The sequence below is a fragment of the Chryseobacterium defluvii genome, assembly GCF_014204415.1.
Lineage (GTDB): Bacteria > Bacteroidota > Bacteroidia > Flavobacteriales > Weeksellaceae > Chryseobacterium > Chryseobacterium defluvii_A.
The window spans coordinates 138160-158697 of record NZ_JACHLE010000003.1; the positions used below are offsets into that span (position 1 = coordinate 138160).

22 protein-coding genes are annotated in these 20538 nt (G+C 35.7%); 6 read left to right on the top strand and 16 right to left on the bottom strand.

The window, feature by feature from the left end:
- Positions 1 to 224: 224 nt before the first annotated feature.
- The 7 genes from HNP38_RS12210 to HNP38_RS18215 form a co-directional block, all read right to left on the bottom strand.
- Positions 225 to 695 (bottom strand): hypothetical protein, encoded by a 471-nt coding sequence (locus tag HNP38_RS12210; RefSeq protein WP_184189885.1) that lies wholly within the window; start codon positions 693 to 695, stop codon positions 225 to 227.
- Positions 696 to 901: 206 nt separating this feature from the next.
- Complete coding sequence (locus tag HNP38_RS12215) at positions 902 to 1471, bottom strand: hypothetical protein (protein WP_184189887.1); 570 nt, start codon at positions 1469 to 1471, stop codon at positions 902 to 904.
- Between the two features lie 26 nt (positions 1472 to 1497).
- On the bottom strand, positions 1498 to 2031 hold the full coding sequence (locus HNP38_RS12220; RefSeq protein ID WP_184189889.1) for a hypothetical protein: 534 nt from the start codon (positions 2029 to 2031) through the stop codon (positions 1498 to 1500).
- A gap of 32 nt (positions 2032 to 2063) precedes the next feature.
- The gene (locus HNP38_RS12225) at positions 2064 to 2456 is read right to left on the bottom strand and encodes a hypothetical protein (protein ID WP_184189891.1); all 393 of its coding nucleotides are present in this window, start codon (positions 2454 to 2456) and stop codon (positions 2064 to 2066) included.
- Positions 2457 to 2832: 376 nt separating this feature from the next.
- Positions 2833 to 3591, bottom strand: a complete 759-nt coding sequence (locus tag HNP38_RS12230; protein ID WP_184189893.1) for a leucine-rich repeat domain-containing protein — start codon at positions 3589 to 3591, stop codon at positions 2833 to 2835.
- A 12-nt stretch (positions 3592 to 3603) separates the two neighbouring features.
- Complete coding sequence (locus HNP38_RS12235) at positions 3604 to 4203, bottom strand: SpaA isopeptide-forming pilin-related protein (protein WP_184189895.1); 600 nt, start codon at positions 4201 to 4203, stop codon at positions 3604 to 3606.
- A 426-nt stretch (positions 4204 to 4629) separates the two neighbouring features.
- Positions 4630 to 4842 (bottom strand): bacteriocin-like protein, encoded by a 213-nt coding sequence (locus HNP38_RS18215; RefSeq protein WP_410493770.1) that lies wholly within the window; start codon positions 4840 to 4842, stop codon positions 4630 to 4632.
- A 600-nt stretch (positions 4843 to 5442) separates the two neighbouring features.
- Between HNP38_RS18215 and HNP38_RS12240 the strand changes: the two genes are divergently transcribed.
- From HNP38_RS12240 to HNP38_RS12255, 4 genes are all read left to right on the top strand, one after another.
- Positions 5443 to 6456 carry a terpene synthase family protein gene (locus HNP38_RS12240; protein ID WP_184189897.1) on the top strand — a complete coding sequence of 338 codons (1014 nt, stop codon included), beginning with the start codon at positions 5443 to 5445 and terminating at the stop codon, positions 6454 to 6456.
- Positions 6457 to 6482: 26 nt separating this feature from the next.
- Entirely contained in the window at positions 6483 to 7490 is a 1008-nt protein-coding gene (locus HNP38_RS12245; protein ID WP_184189899.1) for a terpene synthase family protein, read from the top strand.
- A gap of 389 nt (positions 7491 to 7879) precedes the next feature.
- Complete coding sequence (locus tag HNP38_RS12250) at positions 7880 to 8245, top strand: isopentenyl-diphosphate Delta-isomerase (RefSeq protein WP_410493771.1); 366 nt, start codon at positions 7880 to 7882, stop codon at positions 8243 to 8245.
- Positions 8246 to 8424: 179 nt separating this feature from the next.
- Complete coding sequence (locus HNP38_RS12255; protein WP_184189901.1) at positions 8425 to 9447, top strand: terpene synthase family protein; 1023 nt, start codon at positions 8425 to 8427, stop codon at positions 9445 to 9447.
- Positions 9448 to 10184: 737 nt separating this feature from the next.
- On the opposite strand, the gene HNP38_RS12260 is transcribed toward HNP38_RS12255, so the two are convergent.
- The 7 genes from HNP38_RS12260 to HNP38_RS12290 form a co-directional block, all read right to left on the bottom strand.
- Positions 10185 to 10493, bottom strand: coding sequence for a hypothetical protein (locus HNP38_RS12260; RefSeq protein WP_184189903.1), 309 nt, complete (start codon positions 10491 to 10493; stop codon positions 10185 to 10187).
- Positions 10494 to 10495: 2 nt separating this feature from the next.
- Positions 10496 to 11362, bottom strand: a complete 867-nt coding sequence (locus tag HNP38_RS12265; RefSeq protein ID WP_184189906.1) for a serine hydrolase domain-containing protein — start codon at positions 11360 to 11362, stop codon at positions 10496 to 10498.
- 143 nt (positions 11363 to 11505) lie between these two features.
- Complete coding sequence (locus HNP38_RS12270; protein ID WP_184189908.1) at positions 11506 to 12759, bottom strand: DUF418 domain-containing protein; 1254 nt, start codon at positions 12757 to 12759, stop codon at positions 11506 to 11508.
- Positions 12760 to 12793: 34 nt separating this feature from the next.
- Positions 12794 to 14299 (bottom strand): serine hydrolase, encoded by a 1506-nt coding sequence (locus tag HNP38_RS12275; RefSeq protein WP_184189910.1) that lies wholly within the window; start codon positions 14297 to 14299, stop codon positions 12794 to 12796.
- A 76-nt stretch (positions 14300 to 14375) separates the two neighbouring features.
- Complete coding sequence (locus tag HNP38_RS12280) at positions 14376 to 14726, bottom strand: DCC1-like thiol-disulfide oxidoreductase family protein (protein ID WP_184189912.1); 351 nt, start codon at positions 14724 to 14726, stop codon at positions 14376 to 14378.
- A 14-nt stretch (positions 14727 to 14740) separates the two neighbouring features.
- Positions 14741 to 15274 (bottom strand): hypothetical protein, encoded by a 534-nt coding sequence (locus HNP38_RS12285; RefSeq protein ID WP_184189914.1) that lies wholly within the window; start codon positions 15272 to 15274, stop codon positions 14741 to 14743.
- Positions 15271 to 16329 (bottom strand): hypothetical protein, encoded by a 1059-nt coding sequence (locus HNP38_RS12290; protein WP_184189916.1) that lies wholly within the window; start codon positions 16327 to 16329, stop codon positions 15271 to 15273. The genes HNP38_RS12285 and HNP38_RS12290 overlap by 4 nt, the downstream gene beginning before the upstream one ends.
- Positions 16330 to 16546: 217 nt before the next feature.
- Between HNP38_RS12290 and HNP38_RS12295 the strand changes: the two genes are divergently transcribed.
- Complete coding sequence (locus HNP38_RS12295) at positions 16547 to 17935, top strand: sensor histidine kinase (protein WP_184189918.1); 1389 nt, start codon at positions 16547 to 16549, stop codon at positions 17933 to 17935.
- On the top strand, positions 17907 to 18596 hold the full coding sequence (locus HNP38_RS12300) for a response regulator transcription factor (protein ID WP_184189920.1): 690 nt from the start codon (positions 17907 to 17909) through the stop codon (positions 18594 to 18596). Before HNP38_RS12295 ends, HNP38_RS12300 begins: the two co-directional genes overlap by 29 nt.
- Before the next feature lie 321 nt (positions 18597 to 18917).
- On the opposite strand, the gene HNP38_RS12305 is transcribed toward HNP38_RS12300, so the two are convergent.
- A complete protein-coding gene (locus HNP38_RS12305) occupies positions 18918 to 19457 on the bottom strand; it encodes an alpha/beta hydrolase (protein ID WP_184189922.1) in 540 nt (179 codons plus the stop codon).
- A gap of 277 nt (positions 19458 to 19734) precedes the next feature.
- A complete protein-coding gene (locus HNP38_RS12310; protein WP_228461055.1) occupies positions 19735 to 20487 on the bottom strand; it encodes a hypothetical protein in 753 nt (250 codons plus the stop codon).
- Positions 20488 to 20538 lie beyond the last annotated feature (51 nt).

Here is a 20538-nt window from a genome sequence, read left to right on the forward strand (position 1 = left end):
TCAATGTTTTGTAATAAGCATTTATAAATAATTGTTCGCTGACATCGATTTCTTTACGCCCATGTCCACTACCACAGCTTGTAAAAAGAAAAAGTGTCAGTATGTAAAATGTAATTTTCATTTCTTGCAGTCTGTTATAAATTAGCACCGACCCTGACTATTGCAGGAACGTTTTAGCAGTATCTTGTTAGTACCAATGCATTCAATTTCGCATTCGGTTGTCACTATAAATTTGTCACCCTTTTGAATATGATACCCTCTTTTTTGAAAACTAACATTGTCACATTCTCTCCCTTGCGAATAAAATATTCAGGCTTTGAATATGTTATCCAATTTTGTTTTCTATGTCTGATGATTTCTTTTGTCCAATTGTCATCATAGTTTATTAACTCAATAGCCTGCATTCCGCTTGTCCATTTTGATATATTTATTGTATCAATTCTTATAGCAAATTTGTAATCCCACGATGATGCTCCCGGGACGGATATTCGCTGGTTGACAAATCCGTTAACATTGAACAGTTCAAATTCTGCATCACGGATGTCTGAAAAGGATTTAATTTCCTTTTTTAATAATTCCACCCGCTCTACTCTACTTTTATAATCATTGCTATCAAGCTTAGTCGGGTTTGAATCACTTGATGTACATCCGTTCAAAATTCCAATTGAAATAATAATCTGAAATAATTTCTTCATTGTATTGGTGTTAAGGTTTTAGGTATTGAAAACAGCGGTTTCGGAATGGTTCACTGTCAACCAAGCAAAAATTTTCATAGAAGTACAAAGAGGCATGGCTTAATCACTGAACCATCACTTATGGGTGGCCGCTGTTAATCTTGCATTCTAATATTCATTTGCTTGTCAGTGTAACCGTGTGTTTTTTTTCCATTTTGGAGATGCTTTTAATTGACTTTAATTGAGTCTATCTTCCACTTACCATTTTTATCGGACGACAACCGGTAGTGGTAAGTCATATTACAATATGGAAAATACATACGCACATCAGCCTTGTTATTTTTCAACAACGTTGCGGTGATTTTAATTTTATCAATGTTTTTTATATCCTCCAAAAAATTGTCCTGCGTTAAAAAGAAACGATCAGATTGAAAGCCTTGCGGGGGACCTTCGTTTTGAGGATTTGCCTTGAAATTCCTGTCTGCTTCTTTAAACCAGCCTCTTAGGGTTCCCAGATATTTTTCAGAAAAGAAGCCGGTTTCAGATAAACTCTTTATATATTTTTCCGCCTCTTTGAAATTGATGGAATAAGGAGGATTTTCTTCACCTTCCTTTAATTCAAATGGCCGATCCGCATTAATTGTTTTAGATTCAAAATCTTCCATCTTTTCCCAGTTGGTACCGTACCATTTTACAAACGTCCTTACAGTTTGAATTGCCCTTTGCTCAGGATTTTGAGCTATTGCTCGCATATTAAAAAGCAGCAAGCATAAAAGTAATAGGGGAAAATTTTTCATACATAAGTTTTTATTTTTCTCATCTGTTATAACTCCATGCATTCATATATCTTAGTAATATCCGATGCTCGGGTAATGTTTCTTAGCTGGTACCGGGCATCATTTTTTTGGATAAAAACATTTTTTGGGTAAGTTGTTTTCCCATTTTCTATTTGTTTAACTAGGCGGTCATCGACAAAGTATTGTCTTATTTCTTCACGGGTTTCTTTATTTTTTTCATTATCGTGATACTGCCTGGTTTCATATGAAAAAATCAACTTCCCTTTTTCGTAGTAGTATTCATAACTCCATGAGCTTGCTGCTTTATCACCATCACCAATACCGGTGTCCTTTATTTTTCTTACTTCGTCATTTTTATGATAAACAGAAATGCCGGCTTTGGTTACACCGCATTTATTGCTATATGGATAAACTTTTACTCCGAGCTGCGCCACATCATTTATATATTGCACTTCTTTTTTAATTTTTTGTATATTGTTAGTTGCTGTTTGTGCATATGCGTGCAGGGGTAACAAGGCCAACAAAACAACCAATGATCGCGATATTTTAAAAAAACTCATAATACTTTCATTAATTAATTATCACTTTTTGTTCAGTATATTTTATTTTCTTCTGCATGCAACGTACTGTCTAATATGCTTACTTCTTTATCAAAACGTTGTCGCCAGTTGTTACCAAAGCGCTTTTCCAGCATGCGGAAATATTTTTCATTGTTTTGTTCATACCGCTGTTTCTCGCCTGGTATTATTTCACAGCCGCCCTCAATGCGTTCGTACCGGATATTCCATTTTTTTATAGTGCTGTCCAAGGCAGTATAATATCCAACCGGTGGCAGCTCTCCCTCACGGTAGTCTATCCATTTTAAAGTGGTGTCAGTGTTTTTTACCATTGTGCTATTATTAACTGTTTCTTTTCTATTGCAGGAACAAAAAAGGGTCAATAAAGTGCTGTAGAATATTTTCATTTTAAATGCAGAAGCAATCATAGAATAGTAATTAAAGGATTATAGCTAAAATACCAGCAGTATTGGATTAGAGGATAATATCGATTTTTAATAAAGTTAATATATAACTATTGCACCAAATATTGCCTTGACGATCTGTTGCCATTAAAAGATTTTTGCCTTAAAATTAATTGTTTTTTTAAAAAAACCAGCTAGCCAAACGCAGATGTAGAAAGCTATCAGAGTCTATTCCTTAAGACCTATTACCCTATGGAATTCATGCTAAGTGTGTTAAATAATTACGGAGGTTTTTACAATCGGAATGTGCCATTATTGAAACTTTTGAAAGGTATTCCCAATATATTAAGTGACATTTCTGTTTTTCGAGATGGTAAATAATAAATATTATTTGCGAGCATTACCAAAGTAGATCAATTAATCTTTCTGTGCCGCTCAGATTCAACGTGGTTAAGTTACAATACAAGCAGGAGAATGATTCCAGCTTCTTTAAGCCTCTGATATCTGCCGCAGAAAGCAAATTGTAATCTGCCGAGAAAACAATCAGCTCAGGAAATTCTGTGAGATTTAAATCGCCTGCAATTCGGTTTTTTTGAATGAGCAGAGATTCAAGCTTTGGGCAATCTCTAATTTTAAGAGCAGAAATATTGTTATTTGAAAGATTAACAACTTTTAGCTCCGGATAATTGGTAACCTCAAACTTAGTAAGCTGGTTATAACTCAGACTCAGCTCTGTCAATTTTCTAAATTCTGTTATGTCAATATTAGTAAGCTTATTGCCTATTAAAGATAAGTGTTCAAGATTCACACAGCTCTTTAAATTCAAGCTTTCGATATCGCTTCCAACAAGATACAAACGCTTTAAACTGGTCATTCCACCCAAATCGACTTGCTTGATTTTATTTTTGTAGGTACCGAACTCCTCAAGATTACTAAAGCTTTTTAATCCCTCCATCGAAGAAAATGGAGTTTCTTCTAAGTATAGCTTGGTGACCTTCTTGGCTTCTGTTACCTGTATTTCACCATCATTGTTCAGATCTATTTTCTTTTTGATAAGTGCTTGCTTAAAATTTGGATCAGGAAAATTTACGACTTGGGCATTAGCACAAACGAAACTTAATGATAGTATAATCCATACAAATACAAATTTATTCAACATAATGCTCAATATTTAAAGTTTTACGTTTACAACCTGACCTTCTGCATTAATCTCTACAAAGCTTGCTACGACGTCATTGGTTTCATAAAATAATTTAAAATCCTCGTATATCGGACGGGAGTATGATGTTACAGCCTGTCCATAGACATTGTAACCAATAGAAGTAGAAGTCCCAACCTGATTCCACATTTCTTTCATCTTACCTTGACGAACCGTCGTTTGCAAATAGTACTTTCCCGGCTTTAAGTTCCTAAACTCGAATGTCCCATCTGCGTCTGAAGCTTTTGTAATTATCCGATAAGAGTAGGCTTCCGGCGACATCATTGCCAGTGTTTTCCCTTTCTTATTCTTTTTTTGCAATTCGTGCCATTCATTAAAATATGGCGTACAAGGAAAAAGTGTCACAATAATGCCTAAATAAGTATTGTTCGGATTCTTTTTCTTCTTTGCAACTACACCGTGCAATATTGCTGTTCCCTTGTTAAGCATTTCGTCAGCCTGCTTGCTTGTAAATGTAGCCGCAGGAAAGACCGGTACGGACTCTTGCGCTTTAACAAGAATTACAAAGCCAAACAGATAAAAACCCACCAGTATTAAAAATTTTCTGCTCATGATATTCGATTTTAAACAAAAATACTCAATTACGTATATATCACAATTCCCTGAAAATAGGTATATTATCTCTCTACCGCTGATTTTATGATTAATGATTTTCAAATAAAATTCAATGTTTTTGAAAGTAATATTACCTTATCAGCAGGCAATTTTAGGCGAGCAAAAAGAAACCGGAATCGATCCTCAAAGAAGACATCTATGTTGTAGACTTATTCCTAAAGACTTTATCCGGCTGCTTTAAAGTTCTATATTGCACTTATAAAAATTCAATCTACGAAATAGGCTGATCATGTCTTCCATACATTGTATAATAGCTTTGTCTTTTAAAAAACTATAATCGATTTCAGTCCATTATTTGTCAGTATAATTCCTTCCTAAATAGGTAAACTTTCAACGCTAAAAATAATCTGAGTTGTGATTATTTTAAGAATCAGCACATATATAACATGATCTCAGGACATCAGGCCATCTTCCAGGTCTACAACAATTGCCGGGTGGACAAGCATTAGAATAACAGCTCCAAGTATCTCCTCCTTTAAGAGATTTTAATTTGCTTCTGGGAAGCTTTTTTAGATTTTTCATAATAGTGATAGTTGATGTTAGCTTCCTACTCTGTAAGCTTTTCGGATTCCGCATAGTAAATTTACTAATTCTGATTTACTATAGCAATAGTAGAATTTAGATGAAACATCACTAACTTTAAAATCTTTTAATTGATAATCTTGATCCTGACTCACTGATTTACATAAACATAATCATATAAAAATATGTTTAATAAAATTTCATATTATTCGTCAATAAATTATATTATCAAATATTTTCTTAAATTAGTATACAAATTAATACACCAAAAACTTTAAACCCTCAAATTATTAATCATGAAAATTTTGTTCTTAAACCAAACCAAAAGGTAAAATCATTTTTGATTCTTATAGCTATTGCTATACTTCCGTAGAAAACAATCTCTTTGGCAATGAAGTGACAATTTACGTTCAATTTATTTGTCATAGGTTGAATCACCCAGATAGGGATTAAAGCATCCTCCTAATACCAACAATATAGCAGCTTAATCTATACAGCAGAAGAATGAAATTATCAAAGATACATCTTACTGCAAGTATCTATCTTCTCCAGTGAAGCACTCAAGTGATTGGACAGCTCTTTTCATTGTCATTGTCTGACCATTTTAATATACAATCATTATCCAGCCTATGTAAAAACCAAAAACAATATACCATGAACACTGAAAATTTTAGTACCCTCGAATTACTTCACAGACAATTCAAGTACCCTTTTCCAACACTAAAAAATCCCTTTGCTGACCAGCTTCAGGAGATTACTGAGAATCAATGGATCGACGGAGAATATCTATGGATTTATGAAAATAATCCAGACCTTCGCAAGAAGTATAAAAAAACTAAGACAGCCCATATTGCCGCTCAATGGTTTCCTACTGCATCACTCGAACGATTCAAACCCATTTGCAGATTGATGCTTTGGACATTGTATAATGATGATTTGTATGAAGAAAGTGATCCTGATGATATTCAGTACGTGCATACGCAATCAATTGCAATATTAAATGGAGAAATAAGTGCATCGGAATCAACTATCCCTTTAGGAGCTATGCTTGCATCACTAAGGCTGGAGCTACTGCAATTTATTCCCCAAGAGTCACTCTCCCGTTTTATTCAAATGATTAGCAGGTATTTTATAGGATTAGAAACCGAGTTGAATTATAAAAAGAACAAAACTTATCCTAGTGTAACAGAATGTATTGCTTTGCGGGAAAATTCTATTTGTCTCTATCCCTTTCTACAGCTTACAGAAGTGGAAACAGGCATTGTTTTACCTCCGGAAATACATGAACATCCTGTGATCTGCCGCTTACAGGCTTTAGCCTGTCATTTGGTCACTTTTTTCAATGAAGTGCAGTCTGTATTGAAAGATGAAGCGACTGGAAGTAGTTACTATAACGTTGTAAAAGTAATTCAACATGAACGCCAAATGTCTTTGAAAGAAGCCTGTATGGAAGATTTAAGACTCCATAATGAAGATCTGAAAGAGTTTGTAACTCTACAAGCTTTTTTGCCTGATTTTGGGATATGGCAGGATGCTGTTGTTAATTGGGTACATTACATGAGTATGGTATTAAGTGGTTGGAAAAATATATCCACTAAGCTTGACCGCTATAATGCAATGGAATTTCCAGATGTATCTGAACTAAAAGAAAAATTAAACAAAATATAATTTAAACTCAAAAAAATTAATAAACAATGACACCAGAACAATTCAATCCGAAAGATTATCTTCCGCAAGGTTATTATCCGTGGCCCGATCTGATCAATCCGAATATTGCACAAATGGAGATTGACATGAACAACTGGATTGATTATGATTATGCCTACCTGTCAGAACAGGCCAGGAAAAAGTATAAAAAGATGGGACTCCACTTATGTACTGCCCGTATGGTTCCGAAAGCCAGCTACGAACAAACCATACCTTGCAGCAGGTTCGTGCTCAATTTTGTAGTGATGGACGATCAAATGGAATTTGCCACTGTTGAAGAAAAAAAACGTGATTGTGAAAGGGGCATCGAGATACTTAAAGGAGCAGAACCGACCCCTGATGAAAACGGGATGTTTCAACACCTGGCTCTTATAAGAAACGAATATAAATCTTTTATGCCCTCTGAATGGCTGGAACGGTTTACGGAAAACCTGTACCGTTGCTTCAGATATGGTGTACAGGATGAAACACCATTTAAACTGGCCCGACGCGTTCCTGCTCTGGAATACTTTATGATATTACGGGAATATTCTGTAAACATGTATCCGTATTTATACTGGGCAGATATTGAAGCAGGTTTTGTTTTGCCAAAAGATATAGAAGAACACCCGGTCATACAGCGTCTGCGGGCACTGACATCGAGGATCGAAGCCTGGCAAAACGACTTTTACTCCTTGCGAAAAGAGTTAGGCCTCGACACAGAATTAATGAATTTGATCCTTGTTTTACAAAAAGGGCAGAAAATGTCCTTAAAAGAAGCTGTTATGGAGGCGAAGCGTATTCATGATGCTGATGTCGCCGAATTTGTAGCACTTCATGAAAATCTACCCAACTTTGGTATCTATCAGCAACAGGTATATGATTATGTGATGAGCTTAGGTATAATACTACAAGGGCTCAATACTCATTATATAAAAGACACGGAACGTTACTTAGCTGGTGGCGCTGGTTTTGCGTGGCCCGAACAAAGAGTTGCAAACGAGTACAAAAAATAAGTATTTCAAATTGCAATAAATCGGATTAGTACTTTGAAAGATTACTTTTCATGTATATCCATAAGACAGTGGCAATATCATACATGTTAAACATTAAAAACTATTAGAAAATGATACCCGAAGAATATAAACAAGAAATTACGCCCAACACTACCTAATGAGGAAAATGGGACAACCATTCCGTGGCCCGAAAAAAAGTGGCAGCATGTAGCATATACTTTCTACACGTACTTTGACCGTAAATAAAAATTAAGCCTGATAAATGACACTTATATTATACTCGTAGATGAGCAGGACAATGCAGTAGGTATTGCAGAAAAATTAGCAGCCCATCAACGGGGCACTTGCATCGCGCTTTTTCTATATTTATTACAGATGGCAAGGCCAATATGTTGTTGCAACAAAGATACTATGATAAATACCATTCCGGTGGCTTATGGACCAATGCCAGCTGTAGTCATCCTGCACCTAATGAAACTATTGAAGCCGCTGCACAACGAAGACTTCAAGAGGAAATGGGGTTTCAGTGCCCGTTAAATAAGATATTTGAATTTACCTATCGCAGCGAGTTGGGAAATGGCTTGATCGAACATGAATATGATCATGTATTTCTTGGGCGTTATGAAGGGAATATGTTGCCAAATCCGGTAGAAGTAAATGATTCCCGGTATTGGAATATAACTGAGATTGCCGATGCCCTGACGAATACACGTCGATGTTTACCAGTTGGTTCCGGCTGGCATTCGACCAGGTAGCGACCCACCTCAGGGAAAATAGTTATATAACAGAACGTTTTTATCAGCAAAAATTAGGGGCTGTCTAAAAAGCCTTCATTAAAAAAATCCCTGGACTTAAAATCTGCACTATATAATCTTTCCTAGTTTTAAGCTAATGCCAAAAAACAGAATTTTTATCTAATATTAAATACTCAATTATGAAAAAAACCATCCACATACCAAAACCAAGTTATCCTTGGCCTACAATTAAAAGTCCCATTAGCGAAACCTTTTATGAGGAAGAATGCAATTGGTATGATACAGATTATCTCTTTATGAACCCGGAATCCTTAAAAAAATACAAAAAACAAAGAATTGTTCAGGTAGGAGCTTTTATGTCCCCAACTACTGTTGACAGAGACCAATTACGTCCAATTGGCAGATTTGCAGTATATATAACTACTTTTGACGATTATGTTGAATTGATGCCTTTAGAGGAATTAAAAATTTTCAGAGACAGAATTTTTGAGGTCATGACCAATCAAGATCCAGACCCTGAAGAAAAAGGTATACTTCGACAAATGGCTGCTGCCAGAAAAGAGTGGCTAGCTAGTGGAATGCCTCAGTTCTGGATAGACAGAATTTCTACCAATTTTTATAAGTTTATTACCTACGGCATAATGGAAGAAACCCCTTTTAAATTTAACAAAACATATCCTTCTCTTGCCAGGTTTCTAATGATACGGGCTTATTCTATTGGTATGATCACCTATGGTGATTTAATAGATCCCGCTACTGGATTTGCATTGCCCGAATACATCTATAATCATCCTGTCATTCAACGTCTGGTAATGCTCCTTTCCAACATTATTGCAATTCAGAATGATTTTGCTTCAATAAGAAAAGAGCTCACAATAGAATCCGAAAGATTTAATATCATATTTATCCTTCAACATGAGTATAAAATCTCCTTTGAAGAAGCCTGTGTAGAAGGAATAAGGATACATGATGAATTTGTAAAAGAAATGGAATCTTTGTCTATATGCCTTCCAGATTTTAGCCCTTACCAGAAAGAAGTAGAAAATTATATATATCACATGAAATTAATGATAACCGGATGTAATTCCTGGTATTACGAAGGAGGAACTCAGCGTTATAATTCAGATGGTTTTGCCCTCACACCAAACGGACAAGCTCCAACTGTCATAGATTTTGATATAAAACATGTTTCTCAAAAATAAGAATCTTTCCAACAGGCCTATAAATGAATATAAACCCCAACCGAAAATGATTAGGGGAAGCAATGAATATTCATAATAATTATGTGAAAGAATTTGATGAGTTTCTGAACAATCTTCCAGACTTTGGTTTATACCAAAAGGATATCGAGTGTTTTGTCCACTACAACACTTTAATGATCCTTGAATTGTGTGCATGGTATTGTTTTTATTAAATATTTTTCAATAATTTTTAATAAATTTGATAAGATTAAAAAAACTGCAACATGAGAAAATTTTATTTTTTATCACTTCTATTTTTTCTTTTAATTAATAACAGCTGCAATAGCAGTAACAGATTAGAGGAAGTAGAGCCTATAGAAACTTCGTTTAGTTATAATTATGGTAATAGTACACAAAAGAGTCTAAATCAACAAATGTCATAGCCATGGTGTTATAGAAATGTACACAGATCTAATACTTCAATTCAATAATTATTCATTTATATTTAGGTAATTAAAACTCAAACAGGAGAGCTGCACTTCCAGATGAGTCAAGGTATAATAATATTAGCTGTAGGTTTCCTACTCGCCCATTCTTCCACATATTTTTTTCTTAATATCTTCAGAAAGGTTGGAATTTTTGAGATATTCAATCGCTTCATTTTTGTTTTGTATTCCTCCATTTTCAGTACATAGATCTGAATTGCTGTTGCTGAAGTAGGATTTTCATCAGCATTCAACTTATAGATCTCCAGAGCGTCATTTATGCGTTTTTTTTAGCAAATAATCCGCAAGATTTATAAGATCTACACTGCTATCAAAATCAAACCTTGTATTCTTATTTTTTTTCAGTTGTCGATAATAGGCTGCCGCTTCATTAGCAGATTTATTCTCTATCAACTTTTTCATTTCATAAACCGGGGTTGGTTTTATTAAGGAATAAGGCTGATTATACAATGCCGAAACAACATTATTCAACATATTGTCCAGTACATCTGCATGGCCAGCTACCCTTGTATTATTTAAAAAGGTAATAAAAACATCTTCTTCAGGTATTCTGCAAATCAATGCTAAAACCCATTGATTCTTCCACCGTGAACCTGAAGTGTCACACTTTTCCCTGTTTTCATAAAGTCCTTTACATTACGCACAATCCATCCATATGCGTAATTATCTATATTTGGAGTAAACATTAATCTTTTATTTTTATCAGATAACAGAGCTGTTGCATTTAAAGCTTTGTTCCAAAGGTATAAATCATCAACAGTAGAAAATAAAGCCCCACAGGCAAATGTAGAAGATGCCATATTGATATAGCCTGAATTCATATACCCATCAAATGTAAAGATATACCCATCAGCTCTTTTAGGGATAATCTGATCAGGATAATCAATACCCGAATTATTCATTTTTGCCGGTTCAAGAATATTCTCCCTCAATACCTGTTCGTAAGGCTTCCCCGTAATATTTTCAATGATTAAACCCAGTAGAAAATAATTGGTGTTTGAATAAAAATATTTAGTTCCCGGTTCAAAATCTAAAGCTGTTTTAAAATGCTCTTTTGCAAATGAAAGCGAATCAAATTGGGTAACTGCCGTTTGACTTAGGAAATCGGGAGAGTCCGTATAATTGGGAAGACCGGAAGTATTGCTAAGCAGATGATGTACTGTAATTTTTCTTCCAGCAACATCATCAAACCAGGGCAGATAAACTTTGATATTGGCTTGCAAAGAAATTTTCCCAGCCTGATACAATTGCATAATAATCATTGCTGTAAACTGTTTACTAACCGAACCTATTCTAAATTTTGTATCAGTTGTATTTTTTATATTCCATTCCTGGTTAGCTATCCCATAGCTTTTTTTAAATATTATTTCTCCTTTTTGAGCAACAAGTACACTGCCACTAAAGATATTCCGCTCTAAATTTGAATTCACAATTGAATCAATTCTCAATGCTTTATCCGATAATCTTTGCCCACACACTTGAAGCAATAAACATAAAAAGGCTTAAAAAAATCTGTTTCATTGTTGTTTCTATTTATTTAATACTCTCTTCTATAATTTTTTAATATTAATTTCTAACGATAATACGTAAGCTTGCGCCATATCCATTCTAAAGGTCCCTGATTATATTTTTTTAACCACAACCGGGTAAAAACCATCTGAATAATCCATATCCCCGCAATAACACCTAAAAGCTCAAACCTTGAAAACCGATTGAATAATGCTAAGCCATAACCATAAAAAAGAACACCCAGAACTATACTTTGAAAAATATAATTTGATAAGGCTGTTCTGCCAATTTCTGAAATGATTTTCATTTTAAAGCCTGTCAGATATTTCTGATATATCCCGTTGATCATTAAAACATACCCCATTCCTAATATTTCTTTATGAAAAGTAAATAAACAGGCTGCCCATACATTGGTAATGGGTTTATAATATTCATATGTCCAGTGGTAATATTTAAAATAATTAATGACCAAACCTGTTATGAAAATCAAAATGCTGATGCTCCAATAGTATTTCACAGAGGTATAATCGGAAAATATACCCAACCGGAATACAATCATTCCTATCATCATAACTATTAAAGATGAAAATACCAAAGACGGATAATAAAACTCACCTTTATGAACACTGATATGCCCGTAAGAGTCTTGAATTCCTTGCCAGAAAGTTTTTTTATGTGGCTTTGCATAGGCGGTATCAGGCGATTTTTTTGTAATTGCTTTTTTCCAGGTTTCTATACTTTTGATCTCTTCATCCGTTCTTTTTGATTCCGGAATATGTAGTGCTTTTAAATAGTTTTGTTCTTCAGTTTTACGTTTTAAGGCCATTTCACGGGAGCTATTAAGCGGAAAAACAGCTAAAAAAGAAATAATCAGGATCAAATATCTGTTTCTAATGGAACGGAATGGTAGCAGTAGCAATCCGCAAATTGCATAATGATAAAGAACATCTCCATCCCAGAGAAAATAGGCATGTACAACACCTATGACAAACAACCAAAGCAGTCTTCTCGTATAAATATCCATTGCTGAAAGCCCCATGTTCTTTTTCTCTAAACGGTTTAAAAAAACCATAAATCCAACTCCGAACAGTAAAGCAAATAGGGTGTAAAATTTCCCTTGCGTTAAAAAATACACCCAAAAACGGGTACTGTGATCCATATCACTTTTAAAACCATTCTTCCATGGGCTCCAGGGATCGGGGAATGCAAAGCTTTCTATATTGATAAAAAGAATTCCGAGGACTGCAATTCCGCGTAAAAAATCCAGAGACGGGATACGATTTACTGATTCTGTCAGTTTTATTGTACTATTTGTCATTCTGTTGGTTTTGCAATTCGGATTAGAATGTGGCTTATTTGCCTGTCACTTTTTTAAATACCGTACTTTTCTGGATATCCATACTTACTTCTGAAATATCACCTTTGCTATCTATTAAAAAATTGAGCTCGAAATCCGGGTTCATTTGCTGGGGAATGTCTTCTGTCAGCTTAAACAGAAACGTGTTATACTGCTGATGCTCGAGCCTGAACCGGAAATCAGGGAAAACAGCATAAAGTTGTCCGTCTTCTTTTTTAACTTCAAATGTACCATATCCGGGATTGTTATATTTTCCACAATAGGCATCCAGGTTATGGGTTGGCTTTTTATCATTGTTGATGGGTTTTATCATATTGTCGGGTTTCACAATATCATAACGTTCGATCTCATAGGTGTAGGGTTTTCCGCCATCTATTCCCAGCATCCTGTCAGAAATCATATTGGCAATCACATAAGGTAAGCTGGTATTTTGCTGGTTCGTTAAAACAACGATTCCAAACTTCTCTAAAGGAAATAAAACGACATTGGAAGAAAATCCGGAAACAGCCCCGCCATGATCAACCTTATAATGCCCTTTGTATACTTTTGTATTCCATCCGTAACCATAGCCAAACAGGTAGTTCTTTTGCTTAGGATCTGAAGGGGCAGCCCCGTTCATGATAGCTTTCATACTGGTTGCATTGTTTGTAAAATCTTCAGAGAGAAGTCTCACCCCGTTAAAAGTACCTTTATTCAGCCACATCCTTATCCAGTTGGCCATATCTTCCGCGGTACTGTTAACAGCGGCCCCCGGCTTATCATTATCCGGCTTCTGATACAATATTTTCTGGATTTGGTTCTGATATACTCCATAGGGTAATGAATAATTATCTCTTTTAATCATGCTATCCAGTGATGTACTTGAATTTACCATGTTCAGAGGTCTGAAGATCTTTCCGGTAACTAAATTATCCCAATGGTCACGGGTTATTTGCTCAGCTATCGTTCCCAGGATTATATATCCGAAATTACTGTAAATCCAGCTGTCTTTTGGCTCTCCTCCCGGTTTCAGAAATGGCAGCCTTTTCAACAATTCCATTCGGCTGGCCGCCGGAAAAAGAACAAATGAGCCGTCAGCTCCGCCAATACCGCTTCTGTGATCCAGCAGGTCTTCCACAGAAATCACTTCGTTCATACGGTCATTATAAAACTGAAGATCGGGAATATAGGCAGAAGGTTTTGCTTTAACAGACAGCCTGTCTTCATCCTGCAACATTCCTATAAGTGATGCGGTAAAAGATTTAGTATTGCTTCCGATAGGGAAAATTGTAGCCGAGGTCACCGGAAGTTTTTTTTCATAATCCCTGTATCCGAATCCTTTTGAGTAGATCATTTTATCATTGCTCACTATCGCAACAGATACCCCAACGGCTTTATAAGCATTTATAATGTTTTGGATCTCATTTTCCAACCCTTTTAAATGTTTATCAGGATTTTGTCCATAAGCAAAGGCTACTGTGAAAATCAGGATTAAGCTGTATGTATTTCTTATTATTTTCATGATGATAGATTTTATTTAATAATATTTGTCGAAAATCAGTTTTCAAATTCCCTTTTTCTCTTAATTCAGGATAAATTTATAAATTACATGAATTCTCGTCACAATGTAAAGGAATAATTTTTCTTCTTACAGCAAATTCTACATAGATCCATTGTCCCAAACCGCTTACCTTAAGTATATATAAAAAAGGAAATAATATCCAAAACAAGGGGACCCGAATACATATTTGAAATATACTTTCAAAGCCGTAATTCCATTGTCTTGTATAGCTGCCCATCTGTTTTAGAGCCAACTCTTTATCAAAGCCTTCTTTTCCATCAAAGTCTCGCAACTTCTCAAACCGAATATTATGCAGCCAATCAAGCTTTCCTATTAAAATTGAAAATTTTGTGCAATTGGGGCACCAGTTATCATAAAGTACTATCATAATTATTTTAGGTTTTAATGAGTGATCAGCCTTTCCAGGAATTTAAAAACGACGGCAAAGACAATCCCTCCGGCGATTATGAAAACCATTCTTTTATCTATTTTCACAGTATAGGGCAAAAGCAGTCCTTTGAAGGTCTCCAAAACAGGCTTACGGTGAATATAAAAAATAGCAAGGATCATAAGCTGATAAATAATTGCCGCCCATAATGCTCCCCTGTTTACATCATAAAAGATATCCTGTAATATGATATTGATTAATACTGTACTCAGTAACATCCCTCCGATGAGTCTCGTCCGTTTAAAAAAAAGCAGTATGGCACCTGATATCTGAAGCAGGCCTATAATAACAGCAAATGGCTTGGAATGTGCATAAAATGTCCACATAAGTTCCATCCCAGATAACTCAGATACCGGTTTTGCAACATGGGAAAAATGGTCAAACTGTATTATTTTACCGACACCGTACATCAGCATTGCTGTAGAAACCACCAGCACCATTGCCAGCTCAACTACCGGAAGCAGTATATTAAAAATTCGTTGTTTCATCGTATAGGAGTTATAGCATTGGAATTTTTTACCAGGAAAACATATTGAAAATATTGTGTTGTTACAGAGGTTTTATTTTTACCGGGATTTATATGATCTCCAAAAAGATTTTTTATTTGCAACAGCCTAAGCGAGTGATCGTATGGAGAGCCAGCATTGTCCAGATTAAACAATGTTTTTTTAGCAGCTCCTGAAGCTTCTTTCAGATCCATGATGCCTTTTACCATCATGAAAGGCCCATCTGCATTCATAACAGCTATTTTTTCATTTTCCGGAACCGGTATCCCGTGTCCTTTTGGCATGTACATTTCGCTGTTTAAAGTATAACTTACAAAACTGGTTACTTTAAGACCGGAATCTTTTAACCGTTTAGCCAAGGGAGCATCTTTACCCACCGGTGTAGATTGCAATACATGAAACAATCCGAATTGTCCGTAGAATTTTTCTCCTGATAACCGGTTGTCCCGAACAATCTTGTTAAAATTAATCATCATAGCTGAATCCCTGGAAACAGCAGTATTTTTCCCAGGAGTCCGATCTATTCCCCAAACAACAATCTTCCGTGAATCGGGCAATGTTTTATTATAGTCATAAATCCGGGACCATTTTGTGTACAATTCTTTACCTGCCTGCTGCGGAATACTTATCTCAATATCCCGTATAAATTCTTTCAATAATAGTGTATCTTTTGATTTCTGGTGGAGAAATCTGTTTAACTTCCATGCAGAAGTGCTATCCATTTCGGCCAGATAATTTTTTAATCCTGCTTTTTTATGCAGAAACAACAGTAAATCTCCGTCTAGTTCTTGATTAGTGGCAAAGCCATGTACTTCTCCAAACAGAAAAACATCAGAATCAAAAAAAGTACGGTTAAAAAAGTCACCTGAAATTTCTCCGTCGACCTCAAGTTTGTTCTTCTTCAGATATTCTGTGCAGGAAGAATCAACACTTCCCAAAAATATTCTATTGCTAATGTAAAAATACATTACGGTAATACCTGCTGAAGCTACGATGAACCCTAACAGATATTTCAGTATTTTTATAATTCTTTTCATTAAACTGCAATGGATATAATTAAACAACAGTTTTATATTACATAAAACCAATTACTTCAGTAAAATTAATATTGATTTCTGTCAATTAAAAATCTTTAAAGCAAAGAACTTAAATTAGAATTCTATTCTTGGTTAAATAATGCTAAACGTAGGTGAAATGAAGGTTAAAAATCATCTTCTTCATTGTCCGGGTTTTAGATATTTAATATTTTTACAAATGGCTTTCTCAAAAAAAATATGGCTGCTTTTTGCCGGCTGTTTAGTCGTTTGGCTGATACTATGCTTTATACAGTACAGGCTGGTGCGTAACAGCTTCAGGCTGGAAGAGCGTGTATATATCAGGCAGATTGAGGAAAAACTCAAAGAACCCGAATATTTGTCCGATTCTCTGGATCATAAGGTCATGGCTGAACTTCTGCTATATTTAAAAAATGAACTTTCATCGGGAAGACGGCCTGACCTCAGTCAATTCCAGCAGAGAGCAGCTAAAGTCACGGTAAGTGAAAATATTGCTTTAAAAAGTCTTCCGGGAGACTGTTGCATCATGGAAGGAATAAGCCATACACTTCAATACCCGCAGATTATCCTTTATTCTCAGGAGAAAGCAGATACCCTGTTGTCCCGGAAGTCCAATCCCCTTCTTCTGACAACAGCTTTACAAAACGGGAGCAGTAAAAAAATAGAACTGGGAGAAGAGCTTAAAAAATTCAGCTTCAACATACATAAAAATAATATTGGAAACGAAACGCCTTATCGACTCGAAGTCATCATGCAGTCTTTAGTCTATGCCAAGCATTGGGACAGGAACATTTATAAAAGAATGATTCTTACCATTATTGACAGCAGTGTATTGATTCTGGCTGTGCTTACCTTATTTTTTCTGGTATTCAGAGCCTTGCTTAAACAAAAGAAAATTGCTGATATCACCACCAGCTTTGCCAACAATATGACCCATGAGCTTAAAACTCCTTTAGCTTCTGCAGGAGTAGCCGTAAAATCATTACGTACACCTGAAGCCCGGCTTGATGAAGAGTGGCATAATGAGCTATTGGACCAGCTAAACGATCAGCATAATAAGATCAGAAGGATTATGGACAGTGTACTCAATAGTGCCATGGATAAACCCTGGGGAATGCCCCAGATAAAAAGAACATCATTAAAGGTTATTGTTGACGATGCAGAACATATGGTTATCAATGCCGGCCGACCATTTTCGCGTACCGGAAGTGATCAGATTAGCATAGACACGGACCCTGATCTTTTATTAGGCATTCTGGCCAATCTTATTGATAATGCTATAAAATATACTCAGCCTCACACTCCAGTAAATATCCATTACGGAATAACTTCTGATCAGTTTTTCATTGCTGTTGAAGACAGCGGAAAAGCAATACCATCAAAATATCAAAAATATCTCTTTCAAAAATTTTTCCGGGTCCCCAGAGAAGATGGAAGGCATATCCGTGGACTCGGGCTAGGACTGTACCTGTGCCGGATGCAGGTAACAGAGCTTGGAGGGAACATTAGTTACAGAGTGAATAAAAAAGGAGGAAATACATTTACTATACATTTACCCTATGGAAAAAATCAGACTGCTTTTAGTTGAGGATGATGCAGATCTTGGTCGTCTGCTAAGTAAATATTTGGATATACAAGGTATTGAGGTAAGTCTTGCTCCTGATAATACAGCTGCATTGCTTGTACTACAGGAAAACCTGTTTGATATAGCCGTTTTAGATGTAATGCTACCTGAATGTGATGGCTTCTCGCTGGCACAAAATATCAGAAAAAAATATCCGCAGATGCCTTTTCTGTTCCTTACGGCCAGAAAACAAAAGGAGGATGTACTCAAAGGATTATCTCTTGGAGCAGATGATTATATCATGAAGCCATTTGATGCGGATGAATTAATATTGCGCATACAAAATATTCTCAGGCGGAGCCAGTCATCGATACCTCAAAAAGATGCCATTTTAGAAATCGGAAGCTTCACTTTTGAGCCCTCCCAGTTGAGACTTAATCTGGAAAATAACTCTATACTCCTTACTAAAAAAGAGACCGGCATACTGGAATTATTAGCCCAGAAACCCGGCAGGATTGTAAGCCGTGAAGATGTACTGGAAAAGCTGTGGGGACAAGCTGATTATTTCAACGGCAGAAGCCTGGATGTCTATATAGGACGTCTTCGTAAACTTTTTGAATCTGACAGCCTGATAAAAATTGAAAGTGTACGGGGCGCTGGCTTTATATTACATACTAAGTTATAAATATTAATTGAACATTTACATTTGGGGAAATAAGTCAGTGATTACAAGTCTAAATAGCTCACATGTTTTAAAATCTAAAATTTATCCATACCTACCATATTTTATAAGAAGTGTGAAATTTATTCTCAATCGTCTTCTCCCTGCATTATTTTAAGTCTTAATTAATGTTCGTGTGTGAATTAAAGGCTATATGGAGTGGGAATAAGAATGTGGCAGCTAGTGGCACGGTCGCAGTGTTTGGCTGATTAGTATAAAATGAAAAAGGTAGCAAATTGCTACCTTTCTAATCTATTACGTGAATTTCATTTATTCTTCCCCTTTTTATTTCAAATGTTCTTTGAAGAATGTTTCCAATTTGCAGAAAGGTGCTTTTCCTGTAACATTATCGTACAAATCTACGTGATTAGCATCTTTTACATAATACAATTCTTTCGGTTGTCCTGCACGTCGATAGGCATCCTCACTGAACTCTTTGGAGTGTGCTTTGTCGCCGGTAATGAATAGTATTGGACGTGGTGAAATGGTTTCTATATCGTTGAAAGAATAGAAATTGTTAAATTTCATTTCGCCAACAAGAGTACGGTTCTGCGTTAATTCCAGAGTTCTATCTTTCGGGATATGGATACCACGTTTTGTTCTATAAAAACCCCAATACATGACTGTAACAGGGTCAGCATCTTCGAGGAGCTCCATTGGCATATAGTTTTGCATTATCTGTTTTCCTGTTATAAACTCTTGATAACGTTGCTCTGCTGCTTTTACAATAAGTTCTTTACGTTTCTCAATTGAACGTGATTTGCCATATCCATTTCTGGTAACTGCTCCCATATCATACATACTGATCGTAGCAATGGCTTTCATCCGAGGATCTATTTGTTGCTGCAATTACCATTAGGACTTCTGATACTAAAGATAGGAATGTTGGCCCATCGCTTAGATTACCAGCATATAAAGAAAAGCTAACTTATATTCGATTCGATGAAAAAATAGGTTGGAGCTTTGGATTTAGTAGCTTAAGAAGTCCAAATCAATATACCAATGTAATGATAGGGTTAAAGGTATATACATAAAGAAAAAATCAGAATAGTAAACCGCGATTCTTATCACACAGTTTCTGAAATAGTGTCTCCGGAAAAGCTTACTTTCCTAAAAAAATTACTTCAATAATATTTCTATTGGCAAATCTGCCTGTTGTTGCTTTAAAAGTAAGACTTGTAGGAGTAGGAGTCCCATCAGCAAATTCATACGTTATAACATCTCCTACTGAAATATCTATTATTACAGGAATATGCTGAGCGAGATAAGCATCCGTTCCCCCTCCAAGATACAGATAGGTCTCAATTCCTTTTATTTGTGTCCCGTTTTTTTTAACAATAAAATAAAATGCTTTATTTCCGGGAGCAGCATCTGCCTGCAAAAAACAATGAAACTGGATTAAATATTTCCCTGTAGAAGTAGCTGTAAATCCTGTTAATCCAGGGATTTGGGTAAGAGGTGCTGACTTCGCAATCTGATAATCCTGTGTATTATGTACAGCTGTTTGTTCTAAATATTGAGAGTTGGGGTTGTCCCATCTCGCATTTCCATTGGCATCCGACATTAAGACTTTCAAATCGCCCTGCGATCCATCCTGTAAACGGAATCCCGTGCCCGTAGAAGGGGCATTAATGTGTAGTTTCGCAGAGGGATTTTGAATTCCTACCCCCACATTTCCGTTATCCAAAATTGTCATCATTTCTGTCGCAGCCGAATTATTAATTTCGAGTGCTTTGGTGCTTCCGGTATCTCCTTTGGATACAATATCTAATGATGCACTGGGAGTGGAAGTATTTATTCCAACCTGAGCGAACAGAACATTACCTGTAAACAGAGATATCAACACTAAATTCATTTTCATCATTTTGCTTATTTTTTTGATTAAAATTATGACGCAAATCTATTA